This is a genomic window from bacterium Scap17, from assembly GCA_013376735.1.
Taxonomy (GTDB): domain Bacteria; phylum Pseudomonadota; class Gammaproteobacteria; order Pseudomonadales; family Halomonadaceae; genus Cobetia.
On record VINJ01000001.1, the window covers coordinates 1,933,035 to 1,957,050 of the forward strand.

Here is a 24,016-nt window from a genome sequence, read left to right on the forward strand (position 1 = left end):
TCTTGTGTCTTGCCTTCGCAGAGTGACGCACTCATGAAGCCCCCGCCAATCTCCCTGGCGGGGCTTTGTCCTTTCAGGCCGGGTGTCGCGCCGCAAAGCGTGCCAGCTCCTGAGGCTCGCAGCGCTCGCCGACGAAGACCTCGACATACTCGGCGACACGGCTGATGCGCTCGCTGACGCTTTCCTGAGTGCGCATCGACAGATAGCCGATCTGGGTCAGGTAAGTGGTGCGCGCCCGCACGTTGGCGAGTTGCTCGGGCTGGCCGTAGCGCACCAGCATGCTGGTCAGCGCTTGAATGCGTGCCTGATCAGCGAGGGCGACGGCAGCGGCGACCTCCGCGTTCTGAGAAGCCCAGTTGCGGATCGCCAGCTCGAAGCGGGAATCGAACAGCGATTCATCCAGCCAGCAGTCGAAGACATTGAGCATGGCTTCCACCACCGTGGCGGCGTATTGCTCGCAGCGCCCGATCAAGCCAGCAGTATTGTGAGTATCCCATCGGGCGAGCAAGGCCGCGAGCAGGGCATCGCGGTCCTTGAAGCTCCAGTAGAAGCTGGTGCGAGACAGTCCCAATGTCTTGGCCAGCGTCAGAACGCGTACCGAGTCTACGCCACCGAGCAACAGCTGCTGATAGGCGGCCTCCAGCCAGTCTTCGGCCTTGCCGCGCCCGGCAGCCTGGGCGCCGTCACTGGCCCGGGGGACGCTTTGGGACTCTGGCATGGGCGGTCTCCTGAAAGGCGGGGGATGGTGGGGCTGGTGTGAGGTAAATCGTGTGATGACGCCAAGAGCATGCTGTTTGCGACAGCGACGAGTCTGGCTGCGTCAGGCGGGCGAGAACGGCGTGTCCGGCGACGCATGGTCTGAAGCCTAGGACTATAGTCAGCGTATGTACACAGGTGTACGCAATAAAGACACCCCTGTTCTCGCTCTGCTCATCAGGAGGCCACATGGCTCAGGACCCGCTGCTCACGCCGTTCACGCTCAAGCATCTGACCCTCAAGAATCGCTTGATGATGACCTCCCACGAGCCTGCCTATCCGGAAGATGGCATGCCGAAGGCGCGTTACCGTGCCTATCACGAGGAGCGGGCGCGCGCCGGCATTGCCCTGACCATGACGGCGGGTTCTGCCTCGGTGGCAAAGGACAGCCCGCCGGTGTTCAACAACCTCCTGGCGTATCGCGATGAGGTGGTGCCCTGGCTCAGCGAGCTGACCGATGCCTGTCACGAGCACGGTACCGCGGTGATGATCCAGCTCACGCATCTGGGACGCCGCACGCGCTGGGACAAGGCCGACTGGTTGCCAGCGGTCTCGGCGTCCCATCGTCGCGAGGCGGCGCACCGCGCCTTTCCCAAGCGGGTCGAGGACTGGGATATCGCACGGCTGATCCAGGACTACGCCGACGCCGCTGAGCGCATGCAGGCAGCCGGCCTCGACGGTATCGAGCTGCAGGCCTATGGCCATCTGATGGACCAGTTCTGGTCACCGCTCACCAACACCCTGGAGGGGCCCTACGGCGGCAGTCTCGAAAATCGTCTGCGCTTCACCATGGAAGTGTTGAGCGCCATTCGCGCTCGAGTGGGCAGCGAATTCATCGTCGGCGTTCGCTACACCGGCGATGAGTGTCTGAGTGGCGGGCTGGATGCCAGCGAGGGCCTGGAGATCTCGCGTCTGCTGCGCGATAGCGGTCAGGTCGATTTTCTCAATGTGGTACGCGGCCATATCGACACTGATGCGGGCCTCACCGATGTCATTCCGATCCAGGGCATGGCCAGTGCGCCGCATCTCGACTTCGCGGGGCAGATTCGCGAGGCGATGGATTTCCCGACCTTCCACGGCGCCAAGATCCAGGACATCGCCACCGCCCGTCACGCCATCGCCACCGGCAAGGTCGACATGGTCGGCATGACGCGCGCCCACATGGCGGACCCGCACATCGTGCGCAAGCTGATGGCCGGGCAGGAGGAGACCATCCGCCCCTGTGTCGGGGCCAACTATTGTCTGGATCGCATCTATCAGGGCGGCTCCGCCTACTGCATCCATAACGCTGCGACCGGGCGAGAGCTGGAGCAACCGCATGACATCGCGCCTGCCGAGGTCACCCGCAAGGTCGTGATCATTGGCGCGGGCCCGGCAGGGCTCGAGGCCGCGCGCGTCGCCGGTGAGCGTGGGCATCAGGTGGTGGTGCTGGAAGCGGCCGACCAGCCGGGTGGCCAGATTCGCCTCACCGCCCAGAGCGAGCGGCGACGCGAGATGATCGGCATCATCGATTGGCGCATCAGTCGCTGTGAGGCGCTCGGCGTCGAGATGCGCTACAACGTCTTCGCCGAGGCCGAGGATGTCCTGGCGGAGGAACCTGATGTCGTCATCGTCGCCACCGGTGGCTATCCCGAGGAAGACATGCCTCAGGTCGGCAGTGAGCTGGTTGTCTCCAGCTGGGACATTCTTGCGGGCCACGTCACGCCTGGCCGCAACGTGCTGCTGTTCGATGATGCGGGAGATCACGCCGCACTTCAGGCCGCCGAGATGATCGCCAACTCCGGTGCCAGACTCGAGATGATGACGCCAGACCGCACCTTCGCGCCGGAAATCATGGCCATGAACCTGGTGCCCTACATGCGCAGTCTGCAGCGTCTTGCCGTCACCTTCACGCCGACCTATCGCCTTGGCAGTGTCACGCGCAGTGAGGATGGCCAGCTGATCGCCCATATCGGCAGTGATTATCTGGATGACGCCGTGGCGCAGGGCAAGGGCACCGGTGCCTACGCGGATCAGCGCCTCGTCGATCAGGTAGTGGTCAACTTCGGTGCCCGCCCGATGGAAGATCTCTACTTCGAACTCAAGCCTCACTCACGCAACGGCGGTGCAGTGGACTACGACGCCCTGATCGAAGGCCTCGCCCAACCGGTGGACGGCCCAAGTCCGCAGCACACCGAGCGCGCAGCAGAGGGCAGCTTCCAGCTCTATCGCATCGGCGACGCCGTCGCGACCCGCAATACCCATGCGGCGATCTACGACGCGCTGAGGCTGATGAAGGTGGTGTGAGTAGTCAAAAATTCACTAATTAAAATATAAGCTTACGAATCTACAGGATGAGATTTTCCACAAGCGGGTAATCAATCAGGCGAGACCCGACAGTCAGGCACAGCATGAAGATTGATGCAGTGCCCTGCAGCGTAGAGCATCGGTGTGCAGAGTTCGGGATATGATGCAATGGAGAGCGAATATCGAGCACAGGAATCCACGTCATGTGGCTCGCCACAAGGAGAGAACAATGGCACTGAAGATTCTGGTCTTTCTGGGGTCGGTGCGGACCAGCACACCCCCCGCACCTGCACGTCTTGGGGAGAGGGTTGCCAGGTGCTGCGTCGCACAGCTCGAGGAAAGTGGCCATGAGGCGGTGCTGATCGATCCTCTCGATTACGATCTGGCAGACCCCTTCAAACCGCTGTTCTCCTATGCGCAGCGCAATGCCCCTCAGGACTTGCTCAATCTCGCCCAGCAAATCGAAGCGGCGGATGGTTACGTGATGGTCAGCCCCGAGTACAACCATTCCATGAGTCCGGCGTTGGCCAATCTGCTGAATCACTTCGGCAGCTCGCTTTACTCCTACAAGCCCTCGGTCATCGCGACTTACTCCGCAGGACAGTGGGGCGGGGTACGCGCAGCGGTCAACATGCGCACCTTCCTCTCGGAGCTGGGCTGCCTGCCGGTCTCGGCGATGATTCACGTGCCTCGAGCGCAGGAAGTACTCAATGAAGACGGCGGCTACGCCGAGAATCAGGATGCCCGGGAATGGGGCGGCTATCTCCAGCGCGCCTTCGAACAACTTGCCTGGTGGGCGAATGCCGCCAGGCGTTATCACGAGAGCGAAGACGGTGAGAAGCGCCCCGGCGCCTTCACGCGCAGTCCCTCGCAGCGCAACGCGCCTTGAAGGAGTGATAGCGTTCCTTGCCCTGATAAATGGGGGACGCAGCAAAAAGGGACTGCCTGAGCAGTCCCTTTTTGCATTGATAGTCAGTCACGTTTCGTCATGAGACTGCCAACTCACTCGAAGTAGCCCCGCAGCTTGTCTATGTCATCGGTCTCCGTCAGCGCCAGCGAGAGCAGAATGCGCGCCTTCTGAGGATTGAGGGCGCCACTGCCAATGCCGTCTTCCTTGGCACTGACGATACCATTGCCGGTACGGGTGCTGCGCACGACCGGGATGCCATCCGCCATGGCCTGCTTGACCAGCGGCTTGACGGTCTCCGGAATCGAGCCATTGCCGCTGCCGGCGATCACGATGCCCTCGGCACCGTTGTCGAGGGCGGCAGTGAACAGTGCCGGGTCCATGTCCTGGTGGGCGTAGATGATATCGACCTTCGGCAGGCCATCGAGGGATGTCACATCAAAGTGAGGCTTGTCGGTCGGTGTCGCCGGTGTGTAATAGAAGTGCGGCTTGCCGCTGACGAAGGCACCGAGGTAACCCTGCTCAGTCGCCTTGAAGGTGTCCATCATGATGGCATTGGTCTTGGTGGTGTAATACGCCGAGCCGATGCGGTCATTGAGCACGATCATCGCCCCACGTCCCTCCGCGCCTTCATCGGCTGCCAAGGTGACCGCCTTCATCGGCTGCCAAGGTGACCGCCTCCAGCAGGTTGAACGGGCCATCGGCACTGATGGCAGTCGCCGGACGCATGGCGCCCACCATGACCACCGGCTTGTCACTGTCGACGGTGAGATCCAGGAAGAAGCCGGTCTCCTCCAGAGTGTCGGTACCGTGGGTGATGACCACGCCGTGGGTGGCGTCCGTCGCAAGTTCTTCATTGATCGCCTTCGACAGCTTGAGCAGGATTTCCTGATCGATATTGCTGCTGCCGGTATTGGCGATCTGTTCACCGGTCACTTCGGCGACATCGGCCAGCTCTGGTACGGCGTCCAGCAGCGCTTGCACCCCCAGGCTGCCGGATTTGTAGTTGGTGGTGTCCGTGGATGAGGCAGAGCTACCCGCAATCGTGCCGCCGGTGGCATAGATCTTCACCCCCGGGTGTTCCGCGGCGTTGGCCTGAATGCCATAGGCCAGAGAACAGGCGGCGATCGAGATGGCAGCTACAAGGCGGCGGGGAGTCATGAAGTCAGCTGTTGTCATTGTGGTGAGTCGCTCTTTCGTTGTTATGAGTGCAAATGAAGGTCGTGTCTCAATCTTTCATTATTCATGAATAAGGAATATCTAAAATCAAGAGGTAAGTTCTCCTTGTCGTTTTGTGTGGCGACTGATGCTCAGCATGGGGTGGAGGTGGTAGTCAGGCGAAAGGCTTCATCCCCCCATCGAGTAAAGCAAGAATCCGGCCAGTTCGTGACATGACACTGGCCGGTTTCATCACGTCAGCGCCGCGCCACCATCACTGCGCGGGTCATGGGCCGCCTCGACCTGCCCATCCGGGTGGCGCATCACGGCACCGGCGTGACCCAGGGTGTCGCTGAAGGCCTCATCGAGGACTTCCACTTCATGGCCCATGGCCGCGAGTGTCTGAGCCATCTCACCCGCGAGGCGCGATTCCAGCTTGAGGCTGGTACTGACATCGCCCCAGGTGCGACCGAGCAGCCAGCGAGGCGCGCTGATCGCGGCCTGTAATGACATGCCGTGACGGGCGATGCGCGTGAAGATAGCCGCCTGGGTCTGCGGCTGGCCTTCGCCGCCCATGGTGCCGAAGGCCATCACGCGACCATCATCGAAGCAGGCCAGTGATGGATTGAGAGTGTGGAAGGGCTTGCGGCCCGGCGCCAGGCTGCGCAGCCCGTCCGGCGCCAGATCGAACGCCAGCCCACGGTTCTGCCACATCACGCCACTGCTCGGCAGCACCACGCCACTGCCGAATTCCCAATAGACGCTCTGGATGAAGCTGACGGTGGTGCCGTCACTGTCCGTGGCGCCCATCCAGATGGTGTCGCCTTCGGCGGGCTCGTGCGGCCAGCCCAGCGCGGACTGCATGTCGATCATCTCGGCCTGGCGGGCGAGGGTCTCCGGGGAAAGCTGTGCCTGTTGCGTGGCGATGCTGCCTTCGAGGCTGTCCTCGAGCGCCCCCTTGATGCATTCCGGCGAGGTAATCAGGCTGTCGCGTACCAGGAAGGCGCGCTTGGTGGCTTCGATCAGTGCATGCAGGTGACGCGGTGTGTTGCCGTCTGCCTCGCTGATACCGTGTCTGGCGCTCAATTCATCGTAGAGCCCCAGAATCATCAATGTGGCCAGACCCTGGGTCGGGGCGGGCAGGTTGTATACCTCACTGTCACGCAGGCAAACCTTGAGCGGCGTGACGCGCTGGGCGCGATAACCGTTGAGATCAGCCAGGCGCAGCGGGCTGCCGGCGGCTTCCAGCTCCTGTGCCATGCGCGTGGCAAGTTCACCACGATAGAAGTCATCGAGTCCGGCATCTGCCAGACGTGAGAGCGTCGCGGCCAGCGCCGGCTGACGCAGCCGCGCGCCTTCTTCCAGCGCGATCGGCTCACCTGACTCACTCTGACCCAGATAGCGCTCAGCGAAGCCGGGCTGCTGCGAGAGCACGGCCAGGTGTTTTTCGCTGAGTGCCTTCTGGCTGGCGCTGACGGCCACGCCATCATTGGCATGGCGGATGGCATGGCTCAACAGTGTCGAAAGCGCCAGGGGCGAGCGCTCATCCGCCGAGGTTTCGGCAGAGAAGGCCAGCGCCTCCTGCCAGCCGCCGATGGTGCCGGCCACGGTCAAGGCCGACAGCGGCCCGCGGGTCGGGATGCTGCTGCCGTTGGCGAGGGGAGCAGTCCCCTCACTGTCAGCCGCATAGCCATGGCCGTGTTCGGCATAGAATTCGCGGCTGGCAAGCCCTGCCGCCGGGCCACAGGCATCGATCGCTAGCGGCGCCAGCCCCGGGCGCTTGATCAGCCAGAAGCCGTCACCCCCGATGCCGTTCATGTGGGGGTAGACCACCGCGATGGTCGCTGCCATCGCGACCATCGCCTCGATGGCGTTGCCACCATCGCGCAGGATATCGCGGCCCGCTTGCGCCGCCAGATGATGGGGCGCGGCGCAGGCGCCGCCAAAACCACGTCGGGTATGAATCATGGCGTCTTGCTCCTGAGGATTCCGTTGTTGTTATTGAGCGTCCAGTGCGGCTCAGCTACCGGTGAACAGGTCGTAGAACATGCGCAGTGCCGTAAACATCAGGAAGATGGCGAAGACCTTCTTGAGCTTGGCGGCGTCCATCGCGTGAGCCAGCTTCGCGCCGATCGGGGCGCACAGCATGGTGGCCGGGACAATGGCGGCGAAGCCGAGCAGATTGACGTAGCCGATGGAGCCCGGCAGCAGGTTCGGTTCGCCGATGCCATTGAGCAGGAAGCTGGCGGTGCCCGGCAGACTGATGACCAGGCCCAGCGCCGCGCCCGTGCCGACGGCCAGGTGCATAGGGGTGCCCAGGGTGCTCAGGGTCGGTACGCTCAGGGTGCCGCCGCCGATGCCCATCAGCGTCGAGACACTCCCGATGAAGGTACCCAGTGCGCTGCTGCCCAGCGGGCCCGGCAGGCCATTGCCCAGCACGGTGGACTGACGGCGGAACATGTTGAGCGCGACCAGGAAGGCCACGGTGGCAAACAGCCCCATCAGTACCGCACCACTGAACAGGTTGGAGAGCAGGCCGCCGATGATGACGCCGATGATCACGCCCGGCAGCAGGCGCTTGAGAATCGCCGGGTCCAGATTGCCCTTGGCGTAGTGGGCCCTGGCCGACATGATCGAGGTAGGAATGATGGTCGCAAGCGAGGTGCCGACCGCCTGGTGCATGCGCACAGCTTCATCGACGCCCAGCAGGCTGAAGAGGTGAAAGAGCACGGGCACGATGACGATGCCGCCGCCGACCCCCAGCAGGCCGGCCATCACGCCGGCGATCATGCCGGTGACGATCAGTGCGGCGATCAGGCCGAGAATCCAGTGCAGTGGATAGGCTGAGAACAGTTCCATGGTGTTTCCTTGTCGTCCCCTATGGCGCGGGGTCATTTATTGCTTTTTAAAATTGCCGACGAATACCATCGACAGACGTTGCATGCCCCCTGAAGCACTGCATGGAGCACTGCCGGGTGTGCTGTCTTGAGGGGCGGCGAGCCGCAGGGCAGGCCACAAGACATTACGCGTTGCTGAATTACCTTTCCAATGGCCTTTGCGCTGAATCACCACTCGAGTGTCTCGAGTCGGGCCGGTACATGGCTGGCCGGCTTACCAACCGATCGCCTCCGGCAGCCAGGTCGCGAGCCCCGGGAAGCAGAACAGCAGCACGACTGCCGTAGCCTGCAGGCCCACGAAGGGCAGCACACCGAGATACAGATGGCGGGTGGTGACCTCTGGCGGGGCGACGCCCTTGAGGAAGAACAACGCCCAGCCAAAGGGCGGCGTCAGGAAGGACATCTGCAGATTCATTGCCACCAGCACGCCCAGCCACACCATGTCGGTGCCATAGCCGATGAAGACCGGCAGGAACATCGGCAGCGCGATGTAGCTGATCTCGATCCACTCCAGGAAAAAGCCGAGCACGAAGAGTATCACCATCAGGAAGATCAGCGCGCCCAGCTCGCCACCCGGCAGCAGGTTGAACAGATCATGCACCATGTTCTCGCCGCCAAGGCCGCGGAAGGCCAGTGAGAAGGGCTGCGCGCACAGCAGAATGAAATAGACCATGGCGGTGATGGTCAGGGTCGAGTGCAGACAGGCCTTGAGCATGGTGAAGTTGAGACGCCGAGCCAGCAGCGCGATCAGCATGCTGCCCAACGCGCCCATCGAGGCCGCTTCGGTGGGAGCGGCCACGCCGCCCAAGATCGAGCCGAGCACCGCGAACACCAGCATCAGCGGCGGAATCACGCTACGGGCCAGGTCACGCAGCAATTCCTTCATGCCACCGGCGGCGGCGCGCTCCTCTTCCGGGATGGCCGGAACGAGAGCCGGCTTCCACCAGCCCAGTACGAGCAGATAGACGATATAGATGACGGCGATGGCCAGCCCCGGTACGAAGGCGGCCGCAAACAGGGTACCGACGGATTCACCGAGAATTTCCGACAGCAGGATCAACACCAGACTCGGCGGGATGATCTGCCCAAGGGTGCCGGAGGCGCAGATGGTGGCCGAGGCCACGCCGGGGTGGTAGCCACGCCGCAACAGGGTCGGCAGCGTCAGCATGCCGACGGTGACCACGGTCGCGCCGACGATGCCGGTAGAGGCCCCCATCAGCACGCCGACCAGGATGATCGCGATGCCCATGCCGCCATTGACGCCGCCCATGGCACGCCCGATGGTCTCGAGCATGTCCTCGGCGACCCGCGATTTCTCGAGCATGACCCCCATGAAGACGAACAAGGGGATCGCCAGCAGGGTGTAGTTGGTGACCACGCCATACAGACGGGCCGGCATCAGGCTGAACAACAGCGGGCCAAAGCCTGCCAGCCCCGCCACGAAACCGGCCACGGCCAGGGAAATCGCGACCGGAATGCCGATCAGCATCAGGACCAGAAAACCGCCGATCATGGCCAGCGCGATCCACTCGTTCGGGCTCATGGCGTCACCTCGCGTTCCAGGTCACCGTCGACGGGCTTGCCCGACAGCACCAGCAGCGCGTGCAGGCAATCTGCCACGCCCTGCAGCGCAAGCGCGACGAACCCGAGGGGAATGAAGGCCTTGAGCAGATAGCGATAGGGCAGGCCGCCGGGGTCGGGCGAGCCTTCCATCAGCTGCCAGGACTGCTCGGTGTAGCTCATGCCCAGCCAGGCGATGGCGGCGCCGATGGCGATGGTCATCAGCGCACCGATCAGGTCCACCAGCGCGCGGCCCTTGAGGGAGAAACGGTCATAGAAGACATCGACGCGAACGTCGGCGCGATGCTTGAGGGCGTAGGAGATGCCCAGCAGCGCGATGGGAGAAATCAGGTGCCACTCGAATTCCTGGAGTGGCACGGGGCTGATGCTGAAGAAGTAACGCAGCAGCACGTTACTGGCGACCAGCAATACGAGCGCCAACAGCGAGTAACGGGCGATGACGCCCAGTCGCTCGATGATGCCCTCGAGAAAATGGATGATGTACAGCATGGCATGGCCTCATGAACGCCACGACGGGACAGGTCGTGGCGTTGGACAGGGAAGCAGGAAGACGGAAAAAGGCGTTTGCGCTCGGGGCTTGTACCTTGAGTTCGCCCCCGCAACGCAGCGAAGGGCGAATTCATAGGGCGATGAGTCTGAACGCGGGGCGTGAGCCGACAGAGACGAGACCCGAGACATCAGGCGTCAGAGCGCCAGGAAGGTCTTCTCGCTGACGGCAGCCCATTCCTTGTGCTGGTCGCGGAAGGCCATGAAGGACTCGTGGACGCGCGCGGTATCCGGATCGGCAGCCGCCATGTCGGTGAGCGTCTTATCGGTGACTTCCTTCAAGCGTGCGACCACGGCGTCCGGTAGCGGCTGGGCGATCACGCCTTCGTTGTCGACAAGATCATTGAGCGCCTCGGCATTCACCGATTCGCACCAGGCTTGGCTCTCGACATTGCACGCCTGAGCGGCAGCCTTGACGATGGCTTGCAGGTCTTCCGGCAGGCTCTCCCAGGCGGCCTTGTTGATCATCAGCTCGGTGACGTTGGTCGGCTCATGCCAGCCGGTGGTGTAGTAGTACTTGGCGGCTTTCTGCAGTCCCAGACGACGATCCTGATAGGGGCCGACGAACTCGGCGGCATCGATGACGCCACGTTCCAGCGCCGGGAAGATCTCTCCGCCGGGCAATAGACGCACGGCCACGCCCAGTTCGGCGTAGACTTTGCCGGCCAGCCCCGGGATGCGCATCTTCAAACCCTTCAAGTCCTCGACCGTATTGATCGGCTTGCGGAACCAGCCGGTCATCTGCACGCCGGTATTGCCCATCGGGAAGGCGATCAGCCCCTTGGGCGCGTAGAGTTCGTGCCACAGCTCCAGGCCGCCACCGTGATACAGCCAGGCATTCATGCCCTGGGTATTCATGCCGAACGGCACGGTAGTGAAGTACTGGGCGGCAGGAATCTTGCCGGCCCAGAAGTAGGCGTTGCCGGCATTCATCTCCACCACGCCGCTGGCGACGGCATTGAAGCCCTCCAGGGCCGGAATCAGCTCACCGGCTGCGAAGTGCTGGATCTTCATGCGCCCGCCGGACATGGCCTCCACCTTGCGACAGAAGTCGGTCGGACTGCCCGGGCCCTCGACATAGAAGGGCGAGCCCGGACCATAGGCATTGGTCATCTTCCATTGATAGGTCTTGTTGGATTCCGCGCGCACGATGGCGGGCGCACCCATCACGAGTCCAGCGGTTGAGGTTGCCAGTGCGGCACCCAGGAACTTGCGACGATCGAATGTCATGGGAAGATCTCCTGCGGACGGATGACCAGTAATGCCCTTGCGACAGACTGCTTTGAATGCTCTGTGTGAAAGAGTCTTCTGTCTCAAGGGGCGCCTGTACGGCATGCCGACATCGAGGCCGGCGATCTTGTTGTGTAGGTGTTTCTACATGTTCTTGAGTAGCGTTGCCTGTCATTTGTCAGCCAGGAGGCTGCCATTTGTCAGTGGGCTACGTGGAAGACATTGCAAGGCATGTGCCATTTGGCGCGTAGAGAGATTTATTCTGTATTTTCAATTGATTGCATGGGGATTCTGGACGCTGTGTTCCGCGGATGGAGCGTGAGCGCGCCCCTGGCGTTGCCCAAGTGAGGCCGTGGCAGCGCTGATTGGAAGAGTTCAGGGCCTGACAAATGTCAGAAGATCACGCCTGTCGCGGCATTTGTTCACCGATTGCGACGGGGAGGGTGACATCTGGCTCACGAATGTGGGGTGGGGATGATCAATTGTCATGCTCGCGACCTGATGGTGCGTGCGATCGATCATGGTGCACCTGGATAGGGGCGCTCAGCGTCGGTCAATCAGAGCCGGTTCGCCCACATCGAGTCTTCATGCGAGGCGCCATAGACGACAGTCTGACGGGTCGGTGGCATCATGCGGCTTTGTCCTGATGGAGCGTTAGATGTCACCTCATGAGCCTGAAGAGCCTACCGCCCGCTCGGAGTCTTCGCCTGCCACCGCATCCACCTGCGTGACGAAGACTGCCGGGCCGCGCCTGCCCGCCACGCTCGGGACGCCGGAAGGGGCACAGGTGCCGCGCATCCTGCTGGTCGCCATCCTGGTGGTGATGGCGGTGCTTGCCTGGTGGGAAGTGCCGCAGCAGTGGGCGCTGGATTTCCTCGACGCCACTCTGGGTCAGGCCTTCAGTGCCTTCGCCATCGCCAAGGGGTTGAATGCGACCATCTCGGTGCTGCAGTCCTCGACCATCGACCTGCAGGTCTTTCAGGTCTCGCCCGGGGAAGCGCTGGACCCCGCCAATGACATGATCGAGCGCTTCTCGTGGGTGATGTTCGCGGCGACCGGCTCGCTGGCGCTGCAGAAGCTGCTGCTGGGCATCTCCGGCTCGCTGATCATCAAGGCATTCGCCAGTGGTGCCTGCCTGCTGGCAGCGCTGGGACTGCTTACGGGGAGTCGCCAATCGGACGAGGGGATGTATCCCCGCCAGCGTTGGTGGCAGGTGGCCATTCTGCGCGTGGCCCTGTGGGGCATCGCACTGCGCTTCGCGGTGCTGAGTGTCGCGCTGGCCAGCGGCGCCGCGGGGCAGGCCTTTCTCGATGACAGCCGCGATACCCAGATGGCGCAGTTGAGCGTGACGCAGCAGCAGCTGGCGGAAGTCGCCGACAAGCAGGTAGGTGGCGCACACGAGGAGCGCAGCTGGTGGCAGCAGTTCAAGGGCAGCATGGAAGGCTGGGTCGGTGGGCCGATCACCAGTGTTACCCAGGGCTTTGATGCGATGACCGACAAGGTGATCGACCTCACCATGCTGTTCATCACCCAGACGGTGCTGTTCCCGCTGGGCTTTCTGTGGATCGCGCTACGGCTGCTGCGCGGGCTGGGAAGATTGCAGTGACGCTTGAGGTGATACTGGAGATGACGATTGAGCTGACAGCCCTGGCGCCGGCCGGGGCTGCGGCGTCAGAGATAGAGGCGGAGGCAGAAACAGAGACGTTATAGCCGCGCACCGCCACGCCGGTGCTTCACGCGAGTCATCAGCGACTTGCAGTCGACGGAGAGGATCTCGTCGCGGTTGAAGATATGCGCGCGCACGAAGGCATCGAAGGCCTCGTAGCTGTCGGTTAGGGTGTGGATGTGCAGGCTTTTCAGGTCGCTCATGATATAGAGGCTGACCACCTCGACGCAGGCGGAAAGCTCCTCGGCGATGCGTTCGATGGCACTGGGGGCGACGTTCAGATCCACGAAGGTGGAGATGCCCTTGCCGAGCTTGTCGGGGTTGATGACGGCGGTGAACTGCTCGATCACGCCGCTCTCGACCAGCGCCTGGACGCGACTGCGGGCATGGGCACGTGAAATGCCGAGCTTGCGGGCGATATCGGCATAGGACATGCGACCGTCCTTGATCAGCAGGTTGAGCAGCTCACTGTCGGTGCGGTTGAGGTTCATGGGCCGGGGTCTCGACGGTCTTTGTTGTGGTGGTGTGCCTGTCTTGTCTTATCAAACCTGTGCGATCCGCACTTGTATAGTCCGGCTGAGCCTCTGGCGAGAATATTCCCGCTCTGAAAACGACAACGGGACGCCAAGGCGCCCCGTTGTCATGTGCATGTTTAGAGCAGAAGCCTCAAGCGTCACTGATAGACGATCTCGCCCGCCACCTGCCCTGATAGAGGGCAGGAATTCGCGCAGTTCGCTGTCCTCGGGATTTCCTTTGCGACCAGCACCTTCCTGCGCTTGCCATTCTTCTCTACGTTCTTCTTTGGATTCACCGGAATCAGCTGATAGTTGACCATTGTCAGCTCGCCATTGCGGAACTCGTAATCGGCGGGCTTCTTCCTTGGGGTCGCGGAAGTCGAGGTTGATGAAGTATCGGGGTTGCCGATGCGCACGGTGTCTTCGGTGGTCAGGCGTGTTCCTGATCCGCGCTGATGCTGTCGATGGACTCACGCTCACTCGCTCTGGGATTGAATACCTCGGCGTCTTCCATCTTCGGCAGCAGCAGCTCGGCGATGATGGCGGTCAGGCCGCCCATGGTGATCGGCGAGCGCAGGGCATCGGCGAAGGCGCCCGGAATGGCGTTCAGCACATCCGGCACCATGCCGACGCCAAGCCCCAGACCCAGGGCCAGCGCGATGATCATCATCTCGCGGCGCCCGATGGGCTGCGCCATCAGGATGCGGATACCGGACACCGCGATCAGCGCGAACATCAGCGTGGTGGTGGCACCGAGCACCGGACGCGGCATCTGGGTCAGCAGGGTGGCGATGAAAGGCGACAGGCCCAGCAGCAGCAGGAAGCCGGCCACGTAGCGGCCCACATGGCGGCTGGCGATGCCGGTCAGCTGGATCACGCCGGTGTTCTGGCTGAAGGTGGTGTTGGGGAAGGTGCCGGCCAGCGCGCCGAGCGCGGAATTCAGGCCGTCGCCCAGCACGCCGCCGCGCAGGCGCTTCTGGTGCAGCTCATCATCCACGGCGAGCCCCGAGGCACGTGCGCTGCCGGTGAGGTCACCGACCGTCTCGATGGCGGTGATCATGAAGATGAAGGCCACCGGCAGGAAGGCGGCCAGCGAGAAATCGAAGCCGGTATTCAGGGTCGCCGGATGCGGCAGGGCCAGCAGGGCGGCATCGGCCAGCTGCGGTGCATCATAGAGGCCACCGATGGCGGCGATGATGCAGCCGACGGCCATGCCGATGAAGATGGAGGCGATTCTCAGCCACGGATGACGCGAGACCTGACAGGCCAGCACTGTGATCAGCACACAACCGGCCAGTGCCAGATTGGCGGGCGCACCGAAGTCCTCGGCGCCGAAGCCGCCGCCGATGTCCGTCATGCCCACCTGGATCAGGCTCAGGCCGATCAGCATCACCACCACGCCGGTGACCACGGGCGTGATGACCCGCTTGAGCCACGGCAACACCGTACCCAGCGCCATCTCGATCAGGCTGCCCGCCAGGCAGGTGCCGAACAGCACCGCCAGTACCTGCTCGTCACTGGCATTCTGCGAGCGTGCGATCAACCCGGCGGTGATCAGCGCGGACACGAAGCTGAAACTGGTGCCCTGGATGCTCAATAGCCCCGAGCCGAACGGGCCGATGCGCTGGGACTGGATCCAGGTGGCGACCCCGGAGACCACCAATGCCATCGACAGCAGGCTGGCGGTGTAGGCATCGAGGCCCAGCGCGCTGGTGATGATCAGGGTCGGGGCGATGATGCCCGCCAGGCTGGCGAGCAGATGCTGGGCGCCGGCGAGGGCCGAGATGGGGACCGACGGGCAGCTTTCGAGGCCGAGCAGTGGTTCGTCGATCCCCTTGGAATCGGAAGAGGATTGGCTCATGTGACGCTCCTTGTTCTGCTCGCGGTGCAATGGCGGAAATGGTGTCGGGCACTGGAGGGTTCAGCGCGGGCAGCCAATTATAAGCAAGATGTGAACCAAGTTCAGTGATCGTATCGATTTTTCCATCACTTGTTGCGTGTCCCGCGGCCTGGCCAGCGGATGAGCAGGCCAAGTCCGTGTGCCACAAACGCAAGATCCCCGCCGGGCGTGATGCCCGGCGGGGATCTGTCTTTGCTCTCGCGGCGCCTTGTCTGAGCGAACGTACGCCCAGCGGCTCAGGGTGTCAGCAGGCGCTGGATATTGAGGCTGATCTCGCCTTCGCCGAAGGCGCTCAAAAAACCCTGGAAGTGTTCGGTGGCCACGTGGGCTTCGATGGCGTCTTCATCCCACCATTCTTCCAGTACCACGAAGTCGCCTTCCGGTACTGGCTCACCTTCCGCGACGTTCTTGTCGATCGCGAAGAATTCGTACTGCAGGCAGCCCTTGTCGGACCGGCTCTTCTCGACCAGTTCGGCGAGAGCATCGCGTGCCTTGTCCTGCTGGTCGGCGGGGAAGGTCAGTGTCGCGATAAGCTTGATGGACATGGCATGGATCCTGTCGTGGGCGTAAGAAGTGGACGTAACGGATGGGCGAAATAAATCAGGCACGCAAGCCGGCCATCGCCGCCGGGAATGCAGTGCGCTGGCCTGCCTCGAAAAGGTGGCATGTCCGCCATCGGGATGCAATGCGGCGGGCACGGGCGGCGACTTGCCCCCCGTGCCCGCCGTTGGCCGGCAAGGCGGTCACGTCGATGTCTTGCGAACAGCTGCTGTGAACAGATCTTCAGAATCCGCTCTTGAGAGCGAGCTGCTGAGAGCCTGACCTTGAGAGCCCGGCCTTGAAAGCGAACCTTACAGGCGAGTGAAGATCTCGTCTGCCGGCAGACGGGACTTGGGCAGCTCGGCATTGAAGTCGTCAGCGGCGCGGTAACCCAGGCTCACGGCGACCAGGGCATTGAAGCCTTTCTCGCGCAGGCCGAATTCCGCATCCAGCGCTACCGGGTCGATGCCTTCCAGCGGCACCGCATCGATGTTCAGGCTGGAGGCTGCATACAGCAGGCTGCCGTAGTTGAGGTAAACCTGCTTGTCCATCCAGTGCTGCAGGTCCTTGAGGTCATGACGGTGCAGGTCGATGAACAGACGACGCGCGCCGTCCATCATCGCGCTGAACTCGTCATCCTTCTTGAAGCGGCCATCAGACGCTTCGGTGTCCAGCAGGTGGTTCAGGTAGTCGTCGTCCAGGGTGGAGCGAGTGCAGAACAGCACGACGTGAGACGCATTGGTGATCTTCGGCGAGTTGAAGGCGTACTTGTCATCGGTACCGGCACGCGCGAAGCGCTGCTTGGCATCGTCGGATTCCAGCACCAGGAAGTGCCACGGCTGGGAATTGACGCTGGAGGCGCTCAGGCGCATCACGTTTTCCAGTTCCTGCCAGTCGGCGGCGCTGATCTTGCGTGCCGGATCGAAGGCCTTGGTGGAATAACGACGTTGCATGATGGCGGTGGGAGTCATGATGATGGTCCTCGTAGTGGCAGGCCAGTCGCTGAGCGTCCATGACCTTGTGAGAAGCCTTGTGGAAAGACTTGTAGAAGGAGATGTCGCCATCATAGCGAGTGGATTCAGCGTTGAGTATCCGCGTTGCGCGCATCTTTAAGATGAAAAAATGGCACCAATCCCAAGAGTTGGTGCCATATGTCAATTACTTGTCATCGCTGTGATGCTTTCATGGCATTAATGCTGCGGCGGGCTCTCTGGATGGCGTATCAGAAGAAGCACTCAGCATCAGGCCGTTCAGCTTGCGACACTGGCCCGCCACATGGACTTCGCGTATCACGCGGTCGTCGCCCAGCATCATCAATGCGAACAGCACCTCCTGCAGCGATATCTGGTTGGACTGACCCCATCGAGTGCGCCGTGCCAGCAAGGGCGTGGCGGCGGGGTCGAGCACGATGACATCGGCTTCCATGCCCGGACGCAGGTTGCCGACCTTGTCTTGCAGACGCATGGCGCGTGCATTACCCAGCGTCAGTTGATAGAAGCCCTGCCAGGGCGTCAGCGGTTGATTGGCGCGTGACTCAAGCCCCGCCACATCATGAGCGACGGCGCCGTGAAGCTGGCCGACCTGATAGGCGGCCTTGAGGCTCTCCAGCTGACACAGGCTGGAGCCACCGCCGACATCGGTGGCGATGCTGATGTTCATGCCCATGGCGCGGGCACTGGCGCGATCGAAGAGTCCGCTGCCGAGAAACAGATTGGAGGTCGGACAGAAGGCGATGCTGGCGCCACGATCCGCGATGCGCTGGCGCATGCCATCGTCCAGGTGGATGCCATGGGCGAAGGTGGTGCGCTCATGACTCAGGCCGACATCCTCATAGACTGCCAGATAGTCGCGAGCGTCGGGGAACAGCTCGGCGACCCACTTCACCTCATCGAGGTTCTCGGCCAGATGGGTCTGCAGGTGCAGGTCCGGCTGGCTCTTGAGCATTTGGCCGGCAGCCTCGAGTTGCTCGGGCGTGGAGGTCGGCGCGAAGCGCGGCGTCAGCACATAGCCGAGGCGATCACGCCCGTGCCAGTCGGCGATCAGGCGCTCATCGTCCTTGAGCGCGGCGACTCCGGAGTCCAGCAGCTCGGGCGGGGCGTTGCGGTCCATCATCACGCGCCCGGCGTGTACGCGCATGTTGCGCGATTGGGCGGCCCGGAACAGGGCATTGGCACTGGTAGCATGTGAGGTGGCGAACACCTGGGCGCTGGTCGAACCATGACACAGCAGCGCATCGAGGAAGGCTCCGGCGACCTCGGCGGCATGTGCGGGGTCAGCGAAGCGCTGCTCGGCGGGGAAGGTGTAGGTGTTCAGCCAATCGATCAGGCAGTGGCCGTAGCTTGCGATGATATCCAGCTGCGGGAAGTGCACATGGGTATCGATGAAGCCCGGCATCATCAGGCCTTGGACCTTGCGCGGCGGAGACAGGCGCATCAGCTCGCCCACGGTCTCATGCCGGGCAAGCGAGCGATGATCCCCCACGGCGACTACATGGCCTGCGTGCATCACCAGCAAAGCATCGGCGTAGTGTTCGACGGCGCGTGCCAGGGTCGCCGCCATGTCAGAGGCTCGGTTGTCTCTATCATCGTTGCCATCGCTCGAGGCCGCGTCACTCAGCATGGCGTCTTCAGGGTTGGCGACGAAATGCAGCAGTGCGCCGCGCAGCAGGCTGACGCAGGAAGCGTCCCTGGCGGCCGCGCGCAGGGCTACTGTCAGGCGCTGCTCATCCAGGTGGCAGGCCGCAGTGTGCGACGTGTCTTGGTCAGTCATCATTCGGCCTTCTGTATCGTTTCTGTCTGGTGCATCGCGTCACGGGCAAAATGGGCGCGTAGCTGGCGGGCACCCTGACGCGTCAGCCCATGGCTGTCCAGTGACGCGCCCTGGGTTGACGTGCCATGGGCGGTGGCCTTGTCGGACGAGTTCACGGCCGCTTCGTCACTGCGCCGCGCCTCGATCTGCAGCAGCTCGGCGACGACGCCAATCGCGATCTCCTCAGGGCGTTTGCCGGGGATGCCGGGCACGCCAATCGGGCAGCGAACGCGGGCGATCTGATGCTCCGCGAGATCGCCACGCAGGCGCTGGCGAAAACGCGCCCACTTGCTGCTGGAACCGATCAGCCCCAGCGAGGCCAGGTCATCACGCGCTGCGAGCGCGGCGATCAACGCCTGGTCCTCGACATGGTCATGGGTCAATACCAGCACATGGCTGCCCGCTATTACGGGCAGTGACTCACTGGCGGGCGCGACTTTCGCGGTCGGCAGGTAAGTCAGGATATTGAATGCCTGACGCGCTACACGGCCCTCGCAACCCGCGGGGGGCGTGGCAGCGGTGAGCTGCTCGGCGCGTGAATCCCGCCAGTCGATCTGCCAGCCCAGTGGTGCCAGCAGCGTGACGATCGCTTGCCCAACATGGCCGGCGCCGAACAGGGCGAGGCGTGGCGCAAGCGCCGGGTACAGCTCGATCAGCACCTGCACATGGCCGCCGCAGCATTGCTGGGCATGCTGGCCGAGCGCGATCTCCTCGAGCAGGCAGCCAGACTGTCCTCGGGCCAACCTCTCACGAGCGCGCTCCACCACCAGCTGCTCCAGCCGACCGCCGCCGAGGCTGTCGTGCAGCGTATCGGGGGTGATCAGCATCTTGCTGCCGGCACCACGCGGGGCAGAGCCCGCCACCGTCACCACGGTGGCCAGGGCATGCGCCGTCAGCGCTGCCTGAGCCTCGGCGAGCGCCTGATACCAGCGGCCGGTCGCGGCACTCTTTGCATTCATGACGGCACTCTTGTCGACATTCATGACGGCTCCTGCGTTGGCTCTGCGCCAGCAGTGTCGTGCTGCGCCTGCCAGTCACGCTGCTCGCGCGCCGCCAGCATCACACGCTCCGGCGTGGCCGGGGTATCCAGGCGTACTGCGCGGCGGTAGTCGGTCAGCGAGGCCAGCGCATCGCGCAACGCCGCCCACACGCTGATGGCGAGCATGAAGGGCGGCTCGCCGACCGCCTTGGAGCGGTAGATGCTGGCGGCCGAGTTGGGGTGGCCCTCCAGCAGGCGCACCTTGAGCGCGCCGGCCGGCACGTCACTGATCGCCGGAATCTTGTAGGTCGCCGGGCCATCGGTGAGCAGCCGGCCATCCTCGTTCCACTTGAGCTCCTCCGTCGTCAGCCAGCCCATGCCCTGCACGAAGCCGCCCTCGATCTGGCCGATGTCGATGGCCGGATTGAGCGAATCACCGACATCATGCAGGATCTCGGCGCTTTCCAGACGGTATTCACCACTCAGCGTATCGACGACCACTTCGCATAGCGCCGCGCCGAAGGCGTAGTAGTAGAAGGGGTGACCGGTGCCGCTGGCGCGATCGTAATGGATATCCGGGGTGGCATAGAAGCCTTTCTCGGACAGTGAGATGCGTTCCAGATACGCCGCCTGGATCAGCTCGCCCCAGGTCATCAGCACACCGCTTGGGCCATGCAGTTTGCCGTCCGTGAGGCTCAGACTCACGCGTGGCTGGGCGAGATGCTCGGCGGCGAAGTCGAGCAGGCGCGTCTTGAGACGCAGACAGGCATCGCGTGTCGCCATGCCGTTGAGGTCCGCCCCGGAGCTTGCCGCCGTTGGCGAGGTGTTGGGCACCTTGTCGGTGCGGGTGGCGGTGATGCGTACCTTGTCCACGGCCAGCCCCAGTTCACGCGCCGCGACCTGGGTGATCTTGGTGTGCAGGCCCTGACCCATCTCGGTACCACCGTGGTTCACCTGCACGCTGCCATCGGTATAGACATGCACCAGGGCACCTGCCTGATTGAGGTGCTTGGCAGTGAAGGAGATACCGAACTTGACCGGCGTCAGTGCCAGCCCCTTCCTGACCACCGGATTGGCGGCATTGAAGGCGCGTATCTCGGCGCGGCGCGCCCAATAGCGGCCACTCTCCTCGAGCTGATCGATCAGGGTGGCCAGCAGCGGGTGCTGATTGACGTGTTGGCCATAATGCGTGGTCTCACGGCCCTCGCAGTAGAGATTGCGCTTGCGGATCTCCAGCGGGTCACGCCCCAGACGCCGGGCGATATCCTCCATTGCGGCTTCGACCGCCAACATGCCCTGAGGGCCGCCAAAACCGCGGAAGGCGGTATTGGACGCCACATTGGTACGTGCGCGAATGCCGCGCACGTGGGCATTGCCTAGATAGTAGGCGTTGTCGGCATGGAACATGGCGCGGTCGACGATGGCATCCGACAGGTCCGGCGAGTGGCCGCAGTCACCGGTCAGCTCGATGATGGCGGTCTCGATGCGCCCGCTGTCATCGACGCCGAATTCATAGCGATGGTGGAAAGGGTGGCGCTTGCCGGTCAGGCGCATGTCATCTGCGCGTGCCAGTCGCAGGCGTGCCGCACGGCCTGTGCGCCGGGCGACCATCGCCGCCAGACAGGCCACCGGTGCGGCCTGGGTTTCCTTGCCGCCGAAGCCGCCCCCCATGCGCCGGGTTTCCACCGTGATGGCGTGGAAGGGCACGCCGAGCACTTCGGCAATCAGCTTCTGGACTTCGCTGGGGTGCTGGGAGGAGCTATGCACCAGCATCTCGTCATCTTCGCCGGGCAAGGCCAGTGCGGCCTGACTTTCCAGATAGAAGTGTTCCTGGCCGCCGCTTTCCAGCTCACCGCTCAATTGCCAGGCGGATCTGGCGAGCCTGGTGCTGATGCTGTCGAGATCGCCGGCGCGACCATTGGCAAGCCGTGCCTGGGTGTGGGTCGGGCGCACCAGATCACCGCGGCTGGCCGCCTCGCGCGGGTCCAGGCATACCGGAAGGGGGGACGTTGCGACCTTGGCTAGTCGCGCGGCTTGACGTGCCGCGCGCTCGCTGTCGGCGGCGACCACGAACAGCGCCTGACCATGATGGCTGATGATGTCACTGACCAGCAGCGGGTCGCCGGGGAAGACCGGCCCCACATCGCTGTGACCGGGGATGTCGGCGGCGCTGAGCACGCAGACCACGCCGGGGGCACGGCGCACCGCTTCGAGATCCAGCGCATCCAGAGTGGCGTGCGCGACCTCGCTCATGCCGATGGCCAGATGCAGCGTGCCCGCGGGCAGTGGCAGGTCATCCACATAACGCGCCGAACCGCTGACATGGCGCTGGGCGCTTTCATGCTGACGTGACTGGAGAACGGGGGCAGCCGGCGCAGCGCTGGCGTCGGACTCAAGACTGTGCAAGGTACGCATCGAGGCTCTCCAGTGGCGTGAGGGAAGTCGTGGGCTGGCGCTCATTCAGGATGCGCTGGGCCACGCGGGGAATCAGATGGCTGGCGGCCAGCAGGCGATACTCGCGTGAGCCGCGTACGTCACTGAGTGGTGAGAAATCGGCCTGCACGGCCTGTTCGATCTGCTGGCGAGTCTGCGCCGTCAGCCTGGCGGGCGTGAGAGACTCCAGCGCTTGCAGCGTCAGCAAGACTTCCAGGTGCGGGGCGCGGGCCGGAACCCCGGCCATGCCGCCGAAGGCCACCCGCCAGTGTTGCGCGCGCCCGCTGGCATCCCGCCGCCAGGCGAAGACACCGAGCAGGGTGGAGATGTCATCATCACGCCGCTTGGACAGCTTGTGCACCGCCAGTCGCTGGTTGGGTAGCGGGCGTGGCAGGAAGACGGAGTGGATGATCTCGTCCGGCATCAGCTGGGTACGCTTGTAGTCGAGGAAGTAGTCCTCGAGCTTCAGAATGCGCTCATTGTCCTGGCTCATCAGCTGGATGTAGGCGTCCAGCGCGATCAGCAGCGGCGGCATGTCCCCGATGGGCGAGGCATTGCCGATATTGCCGCCCAGGGTGCCACGATGGCGGATCTGTTCACTGCCCAGTCGCGTGAGCAGCTCCGCGCCATCCGGGTAATGTTCCCGCAGCAGCGGCATCAGCTGGTGATAGCTGACCGCGGCCCCGATCCACCAGCCTGCCTGGCCGGCGTGCTCGCCTTCCTCTATCTTGCCAAGCGCCGCGACCTGGGTGGTGTCGATCAAGGCCGGGAAGTCGCGCAGGCGCTGGGTGTGCTCCAGCATCAGGTCCGTGCCACCGGCGATCAGCGCGGCATCCGGGTGCTCGGTGCGCAGCGCCAGCAGGGCCTGCAAGGTGACCGGCCGATAGAAACGCCCGGTGTCTGGCTCGTCATCTGGGGCGGTATCGTGCGCTTCCGCTGTGCTATCGCCAGCGTCCTGCAGGCTGGCTGGCCCGAATTCGCCTTGCAGCAGGCGATGAGCGGCCTCGCGAATCGGGCGATAGCCAGTGCAACGACACAGGTTGCCGCCCAGTGCATGGTCGATCATGGTGTCGCGCTGTCTGGCATCGATCACTTCGCCCTGATCGATCTGGCGCTGATGACGGACATGCAGCACCGCAAGGCTCATGGCGATGCCCGGGGTGCAGAAACCGCACTGGCTGGCATGGGTGCTGACCAATGCCTGCTGCACTGCCGAGAGGGTTGGCGTCTGGCTGGCACTCGCCAACCCCTCGACGGTGATCAAGTCGCAGCCGGCCAGCTGGTGGGCGGGCATCAGGCAGGCGTTGGCGGTGCTCATATTGTGGCCCGGCCCCTGCAAGGCAATGGTGCAGGCGCCGCAGTCGCCGGAGGCACAGCCTTCCTTGGTGCCGTCTTGCCCAAGTGAGGTGCGCAGCACTTCGAGTACGCTCGTTCCCGGTGCAGGTGAGGGCAGTCGGCACGCGCGCCCGTTCAAGGTGAAGTCGATCATGCGGGCATCCTGTCAGGTCGTATTGTCATTGTGGTGCCTTGTTGCGTACAGCGTCGTCCCAGCGCTCAAGTCCTCTGTTCTACGCTGCCAGCGAGCCTGTTCTTGCCAGGCGGCGAGCGTTGGTCTGCTGGCTGTTGTCTCTATCAATGTAACAGGTCGTATTGTGATTCTTGCAAGAATCTGACCAAATGGTCAGTGCATGTTGTGGTATTTTGTTCGCCGGTGTCTCAACGGGCTGTTTTCACTGCTTTTCCAACGCCACGTGATAGTCGCTTGACAAGAGCCTCCTGCTTGCGCACATCGCCGCTGACAGGCGAGACCGACA

The 24,016-nt window shown here is 63.4% G+C and carries 18 protein-coding genes and 1 pseudogene; 3 read left to right on the forward strand and 16 right to left on the reverse strand.

Annotated features, from left to right (window positions below):
- Positions 1 to 73: 73 nt before the first annotated feature.
- Positions 74 to 718 (reverse strand): TetR/AcrR family transcriptional regulator, encoded by a 645-nt coding sequence (locus FLM52_08405; protein NVN55806.1) that lies wholly within the window; start codon positions 716 to 718, stop codon positions 74 to 76.
- Positions 719 to 945: 227 nt separating this feature from the next.
- Here FLM52_08405 and FLM52_08410 point away from each other — a divergent pair, with 227 nt between their 5' ends.
- Both FLM52_08410 and FLM52_08415 read left to right on the forward strand, forming a co-directional pair.
- Complete coding sequence (locus tag FLM52_08410; protein ID NVN55807.1) at positions 946 to 3,042, forward strand: NADH:flavin oxidoreductase; 2,097 nt, start codon at positions 946 to 948, stop codon at positions 3,040 to 3,042.
- A 235-nt stretch (positions 3,043 to 3,277) separates the two neighbouring features.
- Entirely contained in the window at positions 3,278 to 3,931 is a 654-nt protein-coding gene (locus tag FLM52_08415) for an NAD(P)H-dependent oxidoreductase (GenBank protein ID NVN55808.1), read from the forward strand.
- A 113-nt stretch (positions 3,932 to 4,044) separates the two neighbouring features.
- Here FLM52_08415 and FLM52_08420 read toward each other — a convergent pair.
- The 6 genes and pseudogenes from FLM52_08420 to FLM52_08445 form a co-directional block, all read right to left on the reverse strand.
- A pseudogene (locus tag FLM52_08420) lies at positions 4,045 to 5,110 on the reverse strand (type II asparaginase).
- 249 nt (positions 5,111 to 5,359) lie between these two features.
- Positions 5,360 to 7,075, reverse strand: a complete 1,716-nt coding sequence (locus FLM52_08425; GenBank protein ID NVN55809.1) for a gamma-glutamyltransferase family protein — start codon at positions 7,073 to 7,075, stop codon at positions 5,360 to 5,362.
- A 51-nt stretch (positions 7,076 to 7,126) separates the two neighbouring features.
- Complete coding sequence (locus FLM52_08430) at positions 7,127 to 7,966, reverse strand: sulfite exporter TauE/SafE family protein (protein ID NVN55810.1); 840 nt, start codon at positions 7,964 to 7,966, stop codon at positions 7,127 to 7,129.
- A gap of 252 nt (positions 7,967 to 8,218) precedes the next feature.
- A complete protein-coding gene (locus FLM52_08435; GenBank protein NVN55811.1) occupies positions 8,219 to 9,547 on the reverse strand; it encodes a TRAP transporter large permease subunit in 1,329 nt (442 codons plus the stop codon).
- Positions 9,544 to 10,074, reverse strand: a complete 531-nt coding sequence (locus tag FLM52_08440) for a TRAP transporter small permease subunit (protein NVN55812.1) — start codon at positions 10,072 to 10,074, stop codon at positions 9,544 to 9,546. Before FLM52_08440 ends, FLM52_08435 begins: the two co-directional genes overlap by 4 nt.
- Positions 10,075 to 10,269: 195 nt before the next feature.
- Positions 10,270 to 11,361 (reverse strand): ABC transporter substrate-binding protein, encoded by a 1,092-nt coding sequence (locus FLM52_08445; protein ID NVN55813.1) that lies wholly within the window; start codon positions 11,359 to 11,361, stop codon positions 10,270 to 10,272.
- Positions 11,362 to 12,019: 658 nt separating this feature from the next.
- Here FLM52_08445 and FLM52_08450 point away from each other — a divergent pair.
- Positions 12,020 to 12,967 carry a hypothetical protein gene (locus FLM52_08450; protein ID NVN55814.1) on the forward strand — a complete coding sequence of 316 codons (948 nt, stop codon included), beginning with the start codon at positions 12,020 to 12,022 and terminating at the stop codon, positions 12,965 to 12,967.
- 98 nt (positions 12,968 to 13,065) lie between these two features.
- Here the strand turns inward: FLM52_08450 and FLM52_08455 are convergent, their stop codons facing one another.
- From FLM52_08455 to FLM52_08495, 9 genes are all read right to left on the reverse strand, one after another.
- Positions 13,066 to 13,518 (reverse strand): Lrp/AsnC family transcriptional regulator, encoded by a 453-nt coding sequence (locus tag FLM52_08455; protein NVN55815.1) that lies wholly within the window; start codon positions 13,516 to 13,518, stop codon positions 13,066 to 13,068.
- Between the two features lie 182 nt (positions 13,519 to 13,700).
- Complete coding sequence (locus FLM52_08460) at positions 13,701 to 13,958, reverse strand: hypothetical protein (GenBank protein ID NVN55816.1); 258 nt, start codon at positions 13,956 to 13,958, stop codon at positions 13,701 to 13,703.
- Between the two features lie 14 nt (positions 13,959 to 13,972).
- Positions 13,973 to 15,403: a xanthine permease XanP gene (locus FLM52_08465; GenBank protein NVN55817.1), complete on the reverse strand. Its 1,431-nt coding sequence runs from the start codon at positions 15,401 to 15,403 to the stop codon at positions 13,973 to 13,975.
- A 275-nt stretch (positions 15,404 to 15,678) separates the two neighbouring features.
- Positions 15,679 to 15,987, reverse strand: coding sequence for an antibiotic biosynthesis monooxygenase (locus FLM52_08470; GenBank protein NVN55818.1), 309 nt, complete (start codon positions 15,985 to 15,987; stop codon positions 15,679 to 15,681).
- Between the two features lie 306 nt (positions 15,988 to 16,293).
- A complete protein-coding gene (locus tag FLM52_08475; GenBank protein NVN55819.1) occupies positions 16,294 to 16,953 on the reverse strand; it encodes an oxygen-insensitive NAD(P)H-dependent nitroreductase NfsB in 660 nt (219 codons plus the stop codon).
- Positions 16,954 to 17,164: 211 nt separating this feature from the next.
- Positions 17,165 to 18,601, reverse strand: coding sequence for a guanine deaminase (gene guaD, locus FLM52_08480; GenBank protein ID NVN55820.1), 1,437 nt, complete (start codon positions 18,599 to 18,601; stop codon positions 17,165 to 17,167).
- Positions 18,602 to 18,750: 149 nt separating this feature from the next.
- On the reverse strand, positions 18,751 to 19,749 hold the full coding sequence (xdhC, locus tag FLM52_08485) for a xanthine dehydrogenase accessory protein XdhC (GenBank protein NVN55821.1): 999 nt from the start codon (positions 19,747 to 19,749) through the stop codon (positions 18,751 to 18,753).
- 20 nt (positions 19,750 to 19,769) lie between these two features.
- Positions 19,770 to 22,184, reverse strand: a complete 2,415-nt coding sequence (gene xdhB / locus FLM52_08490) for a xanthine dehydrogenase molybdopterin binding subunit (protein NVN55822.1) — start codon at positions 22,182 to 22,184, stop codon at positions 19,770 to 19,772.
- Positions 22,162 to 23,691, reverse strand: coding sequence for a xanthine dehydrogenase small subunit (locus FLM52_08495; protein NVN55823.1), 1,530 nt, complete (start codon positions 23,689 to 23,691; stop codon positions 22,162 to 22,164). The genes xdhB and FLM52_08495 overlap by 23 nt, the downstream gene beginning before the upstream one ends.
- Positions 23,692 to 24,016 lie beyond the last annotated feature (325 nt).